The 13566-nt window shown below is 59.4% G+C and carries 12 protein-coding genes; 6 read left to right on the top strand and 6 right to left on the bottom strand.

The annotated features are described in order from the left end of the window. Positions 1–67: 67 nt before the first annotated feature. Positions 68–688 carry a TetR/AcrR family transcriptional regulator gene (locus FHW68_RS01145; protein WP_095634813.1) on the top strand — a complete coding sequence of 207 codons (621 nt, stop codon included), beginning with the start codon at positions 68–70 and terminating at the stop codon, positions 686–688. A 110-nt stretch (positions 689–798) separates the two neighbouring features. Here FHW68_RS01145 and preA read toward each other — a convergent pair whose 3' ends face one another. The 3 genes from preA to hydA form a co-directional block, all read right to left on the bottom strand. Further along, complete coding sequence (gene preA / locus FHW68_RS01140; RefSeq protein ID WP_095634814.1) at positions 799–2073, bottom strand: NAD-dependent dihydropyrimidine dehydrogenase subunit PreA; 1275 nt, start codon at positions 2071–2073, stop codon at positions 799–801. Further along, positions 2074–3441 (bottom strand): NAD(P)-dependent oxidoreductase, encoded by a 1368-nt coding sequence (locus FHW68_RS01135; protein ID WP_183678229.1) that lies wholly within the window; start codon positions 3439–3441, stop codon positions 2074–2076. 160 nt (positions 3442–3601) lie between these two features. Next, complete coding sequence (gene hydA, locus FHW68_RS01130) at positions 3602–5041, bottom strand: dihydropyrimidinase (RefSeq protein ID WP_183678227.1); 1440 nt, start codon at positions 5039–5041, stop codon at positions 3602–3604. Between the two features lie 619 nt (positions 5042–5660). On the opposite strand from hydA, the gene FHW68_RS01125 reads away from it, so the two are divergent. Together FHW68_RS01125 and FHW68_RS01120 are read left to right on the top strand one after the other, a co-directional pair. Then, complete coding sequence (locus tag FHW68_RS01125) at positions 5661–7145, top strand: NCS1 family nucleobase:cation symporter-1 (RefSeq protein ID WP_095634817.1); 1485 nt, start codon at positions 5661–5663, stop codon at positions 7143–7145. Positions 7146–7292: 147 nt separating this feature from the next. Then, positions 7293–8576 (top strand): Zn-dependent hydrolase, encoded by a 1284-nt coding sequence (locus tag FHW68_RS01120; RefSeq protein WP_183678225.1) that lies wholly within the window; start codon positions 7293–7295, stop codon positions 8574–8576. A gap of 20 nt (positions 8577–8596) precedes the next feature. Here FHW68_RS01120 and FHW68_RS01115 read toward each other — a convergent pair whose 3' ends face one another. Next, positions 8597–9010, bottom strand: a complete 414-nt coding sequence (locus FHW68_RS01115; RefSeq protein ID WP_183678223.1) for a DUF6691 family protein — start codon at positions 9008–9010, stop codon at positions 8597–8599. A gap of 2 nt (positions 9011–9012) precedes the next feature. Continuing rightward, the gene (locus FHW68_RS01110) at positions 9013–9447 is read right to left on the bottom strand and encodes a YeeE/YedE family protein (RefSeq protein WP_183678221.1); all 435 of its coding nucleotides are present in this window, start codon (positions 9445–9447) and stop codon (positions 9013–9015) included. Positions 9448–9587: 140 nt separating this feature from the next. Here FHW68_RS01110 and FHW68_RS01105 point away from each other — a divergent pair, with 140 nt between their 5' ends. Together FHW68_RS01105 and sigJ are read left to right on the top strand one after the other, a co-directional pair. Then, positions 9588–10022 (top strand): carboxymuconolactone decarboxylase family protein, encoded by a 435-nt coding sequence (locus FHW68_RS01105; protein WP_095634998.1) that lies wholly within the window; start codon positions 9588–9590, stop codon positions 10020–10022. 3 nt (positions 10023–10025) lie between these two features. Continuing rightward, entirely contained in the window at positions 10026–10919 is an 894-nt protein-coding gene (gene sigJ / locus FHW68_RS01100) for an RNA polymerase sigma factor SigJ (RefSeq protein ID WP_183678218.1), read from the top strand. Between the two features lie 249 nt (positions 10920–11168). Here the strand turns inward: sigJ and FHW68_RS01095 are convergent, their stop codons facing one another. Then, positions 11169–11627 carry an REP-associated tyrosine transposase gene (locus FHW68_RS01095; RefSeq protein WP_183678216.1) on the bottom strand — a complete coding sequence of 153 codons (459 nt, stop codon included), beginning with the start codon at positions 11625–11627 and terminating at the stop codon, positions 11169–11171. Positions 11628–11971: 344 nt separating this feature from the next. Here FHW68_RS01095 and FHW68_RS01090 point away from each other — a divergent pair, with 344 nt between their 5' ends. Further along, positions 11972–13468, top strand: a complete 1497-nt coding sequence (locus tag FHW68_RS01090; RefSeq protein ID WP_183678214.1) for a helix-turn-helix transcriptional regulator — start codon at positions 11972–11974, stop codon at positions 13466–13468. Positions 13469–13566: the final 98 nt, after the last annotated feature.

Raw genomic sequence — 13566 nt, 5'->3', positions numbered from 1 at the left:
TTTTCCCCTGTCGCCCCGATCCAGAGCGGATGCTAGTCTTGAGCAACGCTGTTGTCAGGGAGCCCTCATGGGCAATCACAAGATCGAGATTCGTCGCAGTAACGTCGAAAAAATTCTGCTGGGGGCCGAAAAAGTCTTTGCCGAAAAAGGTTTCGGCAGCACGGCCATGGCCGACATCGCTGCCGAAGTGCAATTGCCGCGTTCCAACCTGCATTACTACTTCAGCACCAAGAGCGAGCTGTACAGCGCGGTCTTGCTGGGTTTGCTGGAAGTGTGGAAGCAGGATGCCTTGTGCTTCGAGATGTTCGATGACCCGCGAGTGGTGCTCAGCAGTTACATCCGCGCCAAGATGAACCATTCCCGCAGCCGACCGTACGGCTCGAAAGTCTGGGCCAACGAAATCATCCACGGTGCGCCGACGCTGGGTGAGAAACTGGACGCCAGCCTGTACGACTGGGCCAAGATGAAAGAAGCGAAAATTCGCCAGTGGGTGGAGGACAAACGCATCCTGCCGGTGGAGCCTTCCTGCCTGCTGTACATGATCTGGGCCTCGACCCAGCATTACGCCGACTTTGATCACCAAGTGAATATTCTTAATGATCACCAGCCGCTGTCGGACTTGCAGTTCGAGCGGGCGGTGCAGACGGTGACCAGCGTGATCTTGCGAGGGATCGGGTTGGAGCCGTAACCAGATCGTTCCCACGCTCTGCGTGGGAATGCCTCAATGGACGCTCTGCGTCCGCTCTTGGGACGCGGAGCGTCCCGGGCTGCATTCCCGCGGAGCATGGGAACGATCGGTTAGACGGTGGTGTGGTACGGATTCCTCGGATCATGGTTCCAGTCCAGAAACGGCTTGCCGTTCTCCATCGGCACCATCTCGATGCAATCTTGCACCGGGCACGTGATCTGGCACAGATTGCAGCCCACGCACTCATCATCGATCACTTCATATTTATGCGTCCCGTCCGCCTGCTTAAGGCTCGCAATCGCCTGGTGCGAGGTGTCTTCGCAAGCGATGTGGCAGCGTCCGCAGCCGATACACGCTTGCTGATCAATCTTCGCAATCACCTGGTAGTTGATGTCCAGGTACTTCCAGTCCGTGGTATTGCCCACCGCTCGCCCGGAAAATTCCGACACGCTGGCGTAGCCCTGACTGTCCATCCAGCGGGACAAACCGTCTTTCATCTCCTCGACAATCCGGAAACCATGCAGCATCGCCGCTGTGCACACCTGCACCGAACCGCTGCCCAATGCGATGAATTCCGCCGCATCGCGCCAGCTGCCGATGCCACCGATACCCGAGATCGGCAGGCCCTGGGTCTGTGGATCGCGAGCGATTTCGGCGACCATGTTCAAGGCAATCGGCTTGACCGCCGAGCCGCAATAGCCCCCATGGGTGCTTTGGCTGCCCACGACAGGGTTGGCGACCATGCGTTCCAGATTGACGCTGGTGATCGAGTTGATGGTGTTGATCAGCGACACCGCATCGGCCCCGCCCCGGTAAGCGGCACGGGCGGCGACACGGATGTCGGTGATGTTCGGCGTGAGTTTGACGATCACCGGCAATGAGCAATACGTCTTGCACCAGCGGGTGACCTGTTCGACATACTCCGGCACCTGGCCGACCGCCGCGCCCATGCCCCGTTCCGGCATGCCGTGGGGGCAGCCGAAATTCAGTTCGATGCCATCGGCTCCGGTGGCTTGCACCAGCGGCAGGATGTTTTTCCACGAGTCTTCGACGCAGGGCACCATCAGCGACACGATCAACGCGCGATCCGGCCAGTCCTTTTTGACCTGGGTGATTTCCCGCAGGTTGATCTCCAGCGAACGGTCGGTGATCAGTTCAATGTTGTTGAAACCAAGCACCTCCCGATTGGCCCCGAAGTGCGCCGAGTAGCGTGACGATACGTTGACCGCCGCCGGGTCTTCACCCAGGGTTTTCCAGACCACACCGCCCCAGCCGGCTTCGAACGCGCGAACCACGTTGTAGGCTTTATCGGTCGGTGGCGCAGAGGCCAGCCAGAACGGATTGGGGGCTTTGATGCCGGCGAAGACAATCGAGAGATCGGCCATTTACGCAGCCTCCACGTTAAGCATGAGTTGGGCGTTGATGGCCTCGGCGGCCAGCTTGCCGTGCTGCACGGCCTGCACGGTGAGGTCCTGATCGAGGCTGGTGCAATCGCCGCCGGCATACACGCCGGGAATGCTGGTGCGCAGCTGTTCGTCGACGAGGATGCGGTCGCCCTGACGCTTGAGTTCACGGGCCAGCGGATCGGCGAGGGCGCTGTTGTCGAAGGTTTGGCCGATGGCTTTGAAGATCGCGTCGGCGGCCAGTTCGAAGGTTTCGCCGGTGGTTTGCAGTCGACCTTCCACCAAACGGGTGCGGGCAAAGCGCATGCCGCGCACCTGGCCTTTCTCATCGAGCAGGACTTCGTCGGGTTGTGCCCACGTCAGCAGCCGCACCTGATTGGCCTTGGCAATGTCCTGTTCGTGCCCGGTGGCGCCCATGTCCTCGACGCCGCGACGGTACACCAGATTCACGTCGCGTGCGCCGAGGCGAGCCATTTGCACGGCCATGTCGATGGCGGTATTGCCGGCACCGAGGACAATGCAGTGCTCGGCCAGCGGCAGTTGCGTCAGGTCATCGGCCTGGCGCAATTCGCGAATGTACTCGGTGGCGGCGAGCAGGCCGGGGGCCTCCTCATGGGCCAGTCCCAATTGTTTGCTGGCGGCCAGGCCGAGGCCGAGGAACACCGCGTCGAATTGCTGATGCAGTTCGCTAAGGGTCAGGTTTTCGCCGAGTTTCTGGCCGTGGCGGATTTCGATCCCGCCAATCCCCATCAGGAATTCGAGCTCCTTCTGCGCGTAATCGTCCACCAGTTTGTACTTGGCGATCCCGTATTCGTTGAGGCCGCCAGCCTTTTCCCGGGCCTCGAAAATCACCACGTCATGGCCGTGCATGGCGCTGCGGTGCGCACACGACAAACCCGCCGGGCCGGCACCGACCACGGCGATGCGCTTGCCGGTCGAGGCGGCACGCTGGAACGGGTGTTCGCTGAAATGGGCATTGTCCACGGCATAGCGTTGCAGCAGGCCGATCAGCACCGGTGCGCATTCCTGGGCGTTGTTGCGCACGCAGGCCTGCTGGCAAAGAATCTCCGTCGGGCAGACCCGGGCGCAACTGCCGCCGAGGATGTTCGCCGAGAGGATTTTTTGCGCCGCGCCCTGCACGTTTTCCTGATGGATATTGCGGATGAACGACGGAATATCGATGTCGCTCGGGCAGGCATTCACGCAGGGCGCGTCGTAGCAATACAGACAGCGCGAGGCTTCCAGATGGGCCTGACGGTCGTTGAGCGGCGGCGCCAGATCGGTGAAATGGCCGGCGAGGGCGGCCGCGTCCTCATGGGGATGCGGGAGGTGGTTCAAAGTCTTGATCACGGTGGTGGCCTCACGGTTATTTGAGGTTCTGCCTCTGATGGGCTGATCGTTCCCACGCTCTGCGTGGGAATGCCTCAAGGGACGCTCCGCGTTCCAATGGGACGCAGAGCGTCCCGGGCTGCATTACCACGCAAAGCGTGGGAACGATCGTGGGTACGGCTCAGCGTTTCACTGCCGTCGGCTTATTCATCTCAGCCCGCTTGCTCAGCAAATCGAACACCGCCGGATACGCCGGCCGTTCGACGTACCGACCGGCACCACGCTCGGCGCGCAAATCGCCATCGGCCCACACCACGCGACCCTGGCTGACGGTGTGGCTCGGCACGCCGCGTACGGTCTTGCCTTCGAAGATGTTGAAGTCGACTTGCTGGTGATGGGTCTTGGCTGAAATCGTCCGCGTACCTTGCGGATCCCACAGCACCAGGTCGGCGTCGGCACCCACACGAATCGCACCCTTGCGCGGGTAGAGGTTGAAGATTTTCGCGGTGTTGGTAGAGGTGAGGGCAACAAAATGCTGCATCGACAAACGCCCGGTGTTGACCCCTTCATCCCAGAGCACCGCCATGCGGTCTTCGATCCCGGCGGTGCCGTTCGGGATTTTGCTGAAGTCGTCACGGCCGGCGGCTTTTTGCTCGGCGCAGAAGCAGCAATGGTCGGTGGCGGTGGTGTGCAGGTTGCCCGCTTGCAGGCCGTGCCAAAGCGCCTCTTGATGGCCGCGAGGACGGAAGGGCGGGCTCATCACGTAACCGGCGGCGGTCTGCCAATCCGGGTGTTGATAAACGCTGTCGTCCAGCAGCAGATGCCCGGCCAGTACTTCGCCATAAACCGGTTGGCCCTTGGCGCGAGCGTAGGTGATTTCGTCGAGGGCTTCCTTGGTCGAGACGTGCACCAGATACAACGGCGTACCGAGGGTTTCGGCGATGCGGATCGCCCGGCTCGCGGCTTCACCTTCCACCTGCGAAGGGCGCGACAGGGGATGCGCTTCCGGCCCGGTCAGGCCCTGGGCCATCAACTTGCGTTGCAGGTGATAGACCAGCTCGCCGTTTTCCGCGTGCACGGTCGGTACTGCACCTAATTCCAGACACCGCTCGAAACTCGCCACCAACGTATCGTCGGCGGCCATGATCGCGTTCTTGTAGGCCATGAAATGCTTGAAGCTGTTGACCCCGTGATGGCTGACCAGCTCGGCCATTTCTTCGCGGACCTGCTCGCTCCACCAAGTGATGGCGACATGGAAACCGTAGTCAGATGCCGACTTTTCGGCCCAGCCGCGCCATTGATGAAAGGCTTCCATCAACGATTGCTGCGGGTTGGGAATCACGAAGTCGATGATCGAGGTGGTACCGCCCGCAAGCCCCGCCGCGGTGCCGCTGAAAAAGTCTTCGCTGGCCACCGTGCCCATGAAGGGCAGCTGCATATGCGTGTGCGGGTCGATGCCGCCGGGCATCAGGTATTGGCCGCTGCCGTCGAGTACTTCGGCATCGGCGGGAACATCGAGGTTTTCACCGATGGCTTTGATCACACCGTCGGCGCAATAGACGTCGGCGCGATAACTTTCATCATGGGTAATAACGGTGGCGCCACGGATCAACAGAGACATTCCGAGTTCCTCGCAGGCATTGACCGACTGATGCCGGTTCTAAATGTTTTATATGAAGCAGACGCCAATCGGTGTATTCCTGTCAGCGCTGTCAAGAATAAACGCTAGCTGCAGTTTGTCGATTGAGCAAGAATATTTTTTATAAGCTTATAGCTTGCTTAACCTATTGAAAATTAATGATTAAAACTGAAAATCACCAAAATGGTGAGGGCTCTCCCCATTTTGACGCACTTGACAGGTTCTAAATATGGTCAAGATTTTCTATGTGAAATCAGCCGCTTGTGGATGGTCTATGGTTGAGGCGCAGTATTGAAAAAAGATCGATGCACCAGATTGAGTCCTGACTGTTCGGACAACTTGCCTGACATTCGGCCTGAGTGACTTGGCAACTTCCGCGGATTCAATGGTTAGATAAATAAAACTGATTAACATCAGTTGGTTAGCGAAAATTTATGGCTCGACCCGATGCGTAAGCGGGGCACCCGGCACGTTTATTGATGCCGCCGCTGACACCTTGGCCGGTCCATGAACGTTGTCAGTTTCTCCGGCCATCGTCGGCTGGCGCACGTTGTGCCAGCCCCTGATGAGCAAAAATAATCAAAAGAACAGTGGAGCGGCCATGCAACAGATCAGATCGCAAGTGACCGAGCGCGACGGCTTGTTTGAGCTTGAAGCCGGCAGCGACGTGCTCGACAGTCCCCGTTACAACCACGACATGGCACCGACCAAGGTGCACGAGCGAACCTGGAACAAATGGCACATCACCGCGCTGTGGGTCGGCATGGCGATCTGCGTGCCGACCTACACCCTCGGCGGCGTGCTCACCGCTTATTTCGGCCTGAGCGTCGGTGAAGCGCTGCTGGCGATACTGTTTGCCAACATCATCGTGCTGATCCCGCTGACCCTGAACGCCTTCCCCGGCACCAAGTACGGGATTCCGTTTCCGGTGTTGCTGCGCTCCTCCTTCGGCATCCTCGGTTCCAACATTCCGTGTCTGATTCGTGCCCTGGTGGCGTGCGGCTGGTTCGGCATTCAAACGATGTTCGGCGGGCTGGCGATTCACCTGTTTCTCGGGTCAGTGTTCGATGACTGGAAAGCCCTCGGCGGCACCGGTGAAGTGATCGGCTTCATGCTGTTCTGGGCCTTGAACCTGTGGGTGGTGATTCGCGGCGCGGACTCAATCAAATGGCTGGAAACCCTTTCGGCACCGTTGTTGGTATTGGTGGGCGTGGGGTTGCTGGTATGGGCGATGCCGAACGTATCGATGAGTGAATTGATGGCGATCCCGGCCAAGCGTCCGGAAGGGGCCAGTGTGGTGAGTTACTTTGCCGCGGGGCTGACCGCCATGGTCGGGTTCTGGGCGACTTTGTCGCTGAACATTCCGGACTTCAGCCGCTACGCGAAAAGCCAGAAGGATCAGATCGTCGGGCAGATTATAGGCTTGCCCCTGACCATGTTCCTGTTCGCCTCCCTTGGTGTGGTGATGACGGCCGCGTCGGTAAAACTGGTGGGCGTCACCGTCTCTGATCCGGTCACCCTGATCGGCCATATCCAGAGCCCGGTCTGGGTCGCACTGGCCATGGCGCTGATCATCATCGCCACGTTGTCGACCAACACCGCGGCTAACATTGTTTCGCCGACCAACGATTTCCAGAACGTTGCGCCCAAGGTCATCAACCGCACCAAAGCGGTGATGCTCACGGGTTTGGTCGGGTTGGCGCTGATGGCTCATGAATTGTTGAAAAAACTGGGGTTGATCGTCTCGGATTTGAGCCTGGAGACGGTGTATTCCAACTGGTTGCTGGGCTATTCGAGCCTGCTGGGCCCGATCGCCGGGATCATGGTGGTGGACTATTTCCTGATCAAGAAACAGCAACTGGATTTGGCCGGCCTCTACCGTGATGACGTTTACCCGGCGTGGAACTGGTTCGGTTTTATCGCGTTCGGCGTGCCAGTGGCGTTGACCCTGCTATCGCTGGGCAGCGATGCGTTCAGCTGGTTCTACAGCTACGGCTGGTTCACCGGCTCGGTCCTGGGTGGGCTGATTTATTACGGATTGAGTGTGATGCGACCGAGTCCGACTGCTGTGAAATCGGCGGTGTGAGTTTGATCGTTCCCACGCTCTGCGTGGGAATGCAGCCCGGGATGCTCCGCGTCCCAGAAGCGGACGCAGAGCGTCCATGGATGAATTCCCACGCAGAGCGTGGGAACTATCAGAAGAAACCTATAACAACTGCCTGAGGAGATCACCATGAACGCGGCCATAGACGTTCTGCAATCCACCCATCAGCACATCAACCGCGACCGTCTGTGGCAGTCGCTCATGGACCTGGCCAAACTAGGTGCCACGGTCAAGGGCGGCGTCTGCCGGCTGGCCCTGACCGATCTCGACCGCCAGGCCCGGGACATCTTCGTGAACTGGTGCGAGGAGGCCGGCTGCACCGTCAGCATCGACGCCGTCGGCAATATCTTCGCCCGCCGTCCGGGCCGCAATCCGAACCTGCCACCGGTAATGACCGGCAGCCACATCGACACCCAACCCACGGGCGGCAAGTTCGATGGCTGCTTTGGCGTACTGGCCGGGGTCGAAGTCTTGCGTACCCTCAATGACTTGGGTGTGGAAACCGAAGCACCGCTGGAAGTGGTGGTCTGGACCAACGAAGAAGGCTCGCGCTTCGCTCCCTGCATGATGGGCTCCGGCGTGTTCGCGGAAAAATTCACCCTCGAAGAAACCCTGGCCAAGGTCGATGCCCAGGGCGTGACCGTCGGCGAAGCCCTGAACGCCATTGGCTATGCCGGGCCGCGCAAGGTCAGCGGCCATGCCGTCGGCGCGTATTTCGAAGCTCACATCGAGCAAGGCCCGATTCTTGAAGACGAGCACAAAACCATTGGCGTAGTGATGGGCGCGCTGGGGCAAAAATGGTTCGACCTGAAACTGCGCGGCGTCGAAGCCCACGCCGGTCCGACGCCAATGCACCTGCGCAAGGACGCTCTGGTCGGCGCCGCGATAATCGTCGGCGCGGTCAATCGCGCCGCCCTCGGCCACCAACCCCACGCCTGCGGCACCGTCGGCTGCCTGCAAGCCTACCCCGGCTCACGCAACGTGATTCCCGGTGAAGTGCGCATGACCCTGGATTTCCGTCATCTGGAGCCGGCTCGACTCGATTCAATGATCGCCGAGGTTCGCGAAGTCATCGAAACCACCTGCGAGGAACACGGCCTGACCTTCGAACTGACCCCCACCGCCGACTTCCCGCCGCTGTACTTCGACAAGGGCTGCGTCGAAGCGGTGCGCGGCGCCGCTCAAGGGTTGGGTTTGTCGCACATGGACATCGTCAGCGGAGCCGGGCACGACGCAATCTTTCTCGCCGAACTCGGCCCGGCCGGGATGATCTTCGTACCTTGCGAGGGCGGCATCAGCCACAACGAAATCGAAAACGCCACCCCCGATGATTTGGCCGCCGGGTGTGCGGTGTTGTTGCGGGCGATGCTGGCGGCTTCGCAGGCGATTGCCAGCGGCAAGCAAGCGGCTTGAGTCATCGGTTGGCGGGATGCTCAACGGCGGGTTTGCAATGCTTTGAACATCAGCATCCCCGCCAGCATGGCGATGACGAATATCCAGGCCTGCCAATGCCCCGTGGGTAGCAACACCAGCGCCGGGCCGGGGCAGATGCCGGCAATGCCCCAACCGACTCCGAAGAGCAGGCTGCCCCCGATCAGACGCCGATCCAGTTCTCGGCTGATGGGCAACTGCATAGGCGCCCCCAGCAAGGACCTCGGCTGTTTCATGGCCCAATGAAACGGCCCCCAGGCCACGGCAATGGCCCCGATCATGACCAGCGCGAGGGATGGATCCCACACACCGGCAATGTCCAGGAAACCCAGCACTTTGGCCGGGTTTGCCATGCCAGCCAGCAACAGGCCGATGCCAAACAGCAGGCCAGCGAGGAATGCGATCAGTTTGCGCATGTTCAAAACCCCAGCAAATGACGCAGGACGAACACCGTCACGAAACCGGCGAACATGAAGCTCAATGTCGCCGCAATGGAGCGTGGCGACAGTCGCGAGATACCGCACACGCCGTGGCCACTGGTGCAGCCGGAGCCATAACGAGTGCCGACGCCGACGCACAATCCGGCGACGATCAGGCCCAGGGCACCGGTTTTGAATTCGATGGCCGGCCACACCTGAAACAAAGCCCACAACAACGGTGCCGCCAATAGGCCGAGCAGGAACAGGGCTTTTTCGCCCCGTCCCGAATCATTGCGCTCAAGCAGGCTGCCGATCAGCCCGCTGATTCCGGCAACGCGTCCGTTGGCCACAACCATGACGCTGGCCGCCAGACCGATCAGTACACCTCCGGCTAAAGCGGACCACGGGGTGAAGTGAAGCGAATCAAGCATCATGGCAACTCTCCAGACGGGCAAAGAACGGCACTAAACCACTCTTTTTTGTTTGAGCATAGGGCTGCTTTTGGGTACCCGCGTCACAAAACCGAATCCTCAATCGTCATCCTGTTGAATCCCTCAAATTACGGAGCAACACGATGTCGTCCAACACCCAACCGGTCAATCTGCTGCAGTCCATTCCTCAGGTTTTCGAAAGCCTGACCCAGGTTCATGCCACCCTTGTCAGACATGACCTGGACCCGACCCTCAAACACCTGCTGCACCTGCGTGCCTCGCAGATTAACCAATGCGGTTTCTGCGTGAAGATGCACACCCGCGAGGCGCGCGAGGCCAATGAAACCAACGAGCGCCTGGATCGCCTGATTGTCTGGCGCCATGTCAGCGATTTCAGCGCCTCGGAACGCGCCGCACTGGCCTGGACCGAAGCCCTGACCGTACTCGATGAGAAGACCGATTACGCCAGCCTGCGCGGCGACTTGCGCGAGCATTTCAACGACGCGCAGATCGGTGCCTTGACGGCCGAGATCGGCATGATCAACCTGTGGAACCGTTTGCAGGTGTCGAGGCACTGATCGATGAACTCCGCTGAAAACGCCGCCGCTGTATTCGAGCAGCGCCGGCCCTTTTTGCTTGGTCTGGCGTATCGCATTCTCGGCTCGCGCACCGAAGCCGAGGATGTGGTGCAAGAGCTGTTCATCAAATGGCTGGAGGCCGATTGGGCTTCCATTGCCACGCCAGCCGCCTGGCTCACCACAGCCTGCACCCGGCACTGCATTGACCTGCTGCGTTCGGCGCACGCGTCACGGGTCGATTACATCGGCACCTGGCTGCCAGAGCCGATTCACACCACCCATCAGCATTCACCCGAGCACCTGCATGAACTGGCCTCGTCATTGTCCACCGCGTTCCTGCTCTTGCTGGAACGGCTGACTCCCAAAGAGCGCGCCGCGTACCTGCTTTACGAAATTTTCGACCTGGATTACGCGCAAGTCGCCGAGACGATCGGGGTTCAGGAAGCGGCTTGTCGCAAATTGGTATCCCGAGCCAAGGCCGGTCTGGGTAACGGGCAAATCCGCTATCAACCGGAGCCGGCGCGTCAGGACCAATTGCTGAGCGCCTTCCGCAGCGCCATCGCCAGCGGCTCAACCGCATCCCTGACCGCGCTGCTGGCCGAAGACGTCGAACTCTACGCCGACGGCGGCGGCAAGGCCTCGGCCATCCGCGAAACCCTTTTGGGCACCAACAGTGTGCTGGATTTCATCGGTCAGTCGCTGCATGCCTACTGGCAGACGTATGAATGGCTGCCCACGCAAATCAATGGCGCTCAAGGCGTGATCATCAAAGCTGACGGCGAACTCGTCGCGTCGCTGAGTTTTGGTTTTGACGCAGCGGGGCAGGTGAACCGGATTTTCATCATGCGTAATCCGGATAAGTTGGCGGGGTTGGAGGCGGGGTTCGACGTGCGGTAATGCATCGACCCGAAAAGATCGCAGCCTGCGGCAGCTCCTACATTGACCGAGTACACCCGTGATCATGCGGATACATGCATTCCCCGTAGGAGCTGGCGAAGCCTGCGATCTTTTGATCTTCCGATTTGTCAGGCGAAAAGATCGCAGCCTGCGGCAGCTCCTACATTGATCGGGTACACCCGTGATCATGCGGATGTACCCAATTCCTGTAGGAGCTGGCGAAGCCTGCGATCTTTTGATCTTGAGCTTTCAAATCCAAATGGCATCCCACAACGGATAATCACCCACCCGTTTCACCAATCCCGCGCGCAAGGGATTCATGATGATGTAACGCGCTGCATCCTTGATGTCTTCATCGCGACGCAAAGCCCGATCGTAATATCCTCGTTGCCATAATCGGCCTTGGCTGCGACGCACAAGATTGATCGATCGGCTGCTTCTGGATTTGATGCGGCACATCAGCTCGGCCAAGGTCCCGTGCTGGAGCTCCAATAACCAATGCAGATGATCCGGCATCACTACCCATGCCAACGAGTTGACCATCGAGGCTTGATCGGCACAGCGCAGTTGGTCGACCAGAAGCCGTCCCATCCGCCAATCTGCGAATACCGGCTCTCGTTGATGAACGACGACGGTCAGTAGATAAATACGACCAGATTCGGAAAATCGAGCCTTGCGCAGGCGACATCCTTTTGCAGCAATAGCCATTCCTTGGCCTCCATGAGGTGTGTTGTCAGATAAACGTTAGTCGTTAGTTTGAGTGGAGCGGATGAAAGCGTTTTCGGAGTATTTCGAAGCCGCCGAAAAGATCGCAGCCTGCGGCAGCTCCTACGTTGACCGAGCACGCACGTCATCACGCGGGTGTACGCAACCGTGACTGGGTACACCGCGTGATCACGCGGATGTACGCCCTCCCGTAGGAGCTGGCGAAGCCTGCGATCTTTTTATCTTCTGGTCCCGACACCCGCTTGATTCGCACTATCAGAGCCACCAATGGTCGTAATCTTCACAGGGCCGCGCGTAACTGCGCCCCCCGCAACCGTGGAGCTCCAATGAGCCAGGACGTCCTGACCACCGAAACCAATCGCCGCCAGTTGCAGCAGATCATCGCCGGTCTTTCCGACGGAGTGATTCTGCTGGAGCTCGACCAGACGATCCTGTGGGCCAATGACGCCGCGCTGACCATGCACGGGGTCAGCCGGATCGGTGAGCTGGGCGCCAATGCCAAGGAATATGCGAAGCGGTTTGCCTTGCGCTATCGCAACCATCATCCGGTTGCGCCGCAGAATTATCCGATCAGCCGCGTTGCCCGCGGCGAGGTGTTCAGCGAAGTACTGGTTGAATTGACGCCAGTCAAAAACGACGAGCGCACGTGGGTCCACAGGGTGCGTAGCATGGTACTGACCGACCGCGTCGGCGAGCCGGAGTCGTTGGTGCTGATCATGAATGACGTCACCGAATGGGCCAGCGCCGAGCAACGTTTCGAAAAGACCTTCAATGCCAACCCGGCCCCGGCGGTGATCTGTCGCCTCAGCGATTTGCGCTACATCAAAGTCAATCAGGGCTTCCTGGAAATGACCGGTTATGCCCGTGAGCAAGTAATCGGCGCTTCGACCTATGAACTGGATGTGCTGGAGCGGGCTGAAAACAAGGAACTGGCCAAGCAGCGTTTGCGTGACGGGGTAACCATTGCGCAAATGCAGGCCGAACTGCAATTGCCCGACGGTGGCAGCAAACAGGTGATCGTTGCCGGGCAACCACTGGAGCTCAACGACGAAGCTTGCATGCTGTTTTCCTTCGTCGACATGGAGCTGCGGCACAAGGCTGAAATTGCCCTGCGCCAGAGTGAGGAACGGTTTGCCAAAGCCTTTCGCCTCACCCCGGTGCCGATCCTGATATGCAGCGCCGACGATCAAGTGGTAATGGATGTTAACGAAGCCTTTCTCGATACCCTCGCGTGCCCGAGTGAAGAGGTGCTCGGCAAAACCGTGGCGCAGCTTGGTTTCATCGATGATGCAGGCGCTCGCACGCAATTGTTTGCGGCCCTGGAGAAAAACGGCAGCGTGGATCGCGTCGATGTCCGAGTGCGCAGGAAAGAGGCCGGGCTGATCGATTGTGCAATTTCGGCAGACACCGTGAACATTCAGGACAGTCTTTGCTACCTGCTGGTGTTGATGGACATCACGGAGCGCAAACGCACCGAGCTGGAATTGGTGTCGGCCATTGAAGAGGTGATGAAAGATGCCTCCTGGTTCAGCCGCACGCTGATCGAAAAACTCGCCAACGTGAAGAATGTCAATTCACCGCAGTTGCCCACGGTGTCGTTCACCCAACTGACCGCGCGAGAGCGCGATGTGCTCGGTTTGATCTGTGAAGGCCTGGCCGACAAGGAAATCGCCGCACGCCTGAAACTGGCGCCTAATACGGTGCGCAATCATGTTTCGACGGTGTATTCCAAACTCGACGTGCACAGCCGCAGTGAGGCGATTGTATGGGCTCGCGAACGGGGTCTGTTCTCCAGCGAGAGGCGGCCCAAGGGGCAACGTTAAGATGCAAATGCACTAGTTGGGATGGTGCATTTTGGTGTTCTGCTCAGGGGCTGTTTTTTTTAGGCTGTGAAGGTGCGATACGTGGCTTCGGGTCGGTA

Source organism: Pseudomonas sp. Tn43, assembly GCF_014192635.1.
Taxonomy (GTDB): domain Bacteria; phylum Pseudomonadota; class Gammaproteobacteria; order Pseudomonadales; family Pseudomonadaceae; genus Aquipseudomonas.
This window is presented reverse-complemented; position numbering and strand designations above follow the sequence as displayed.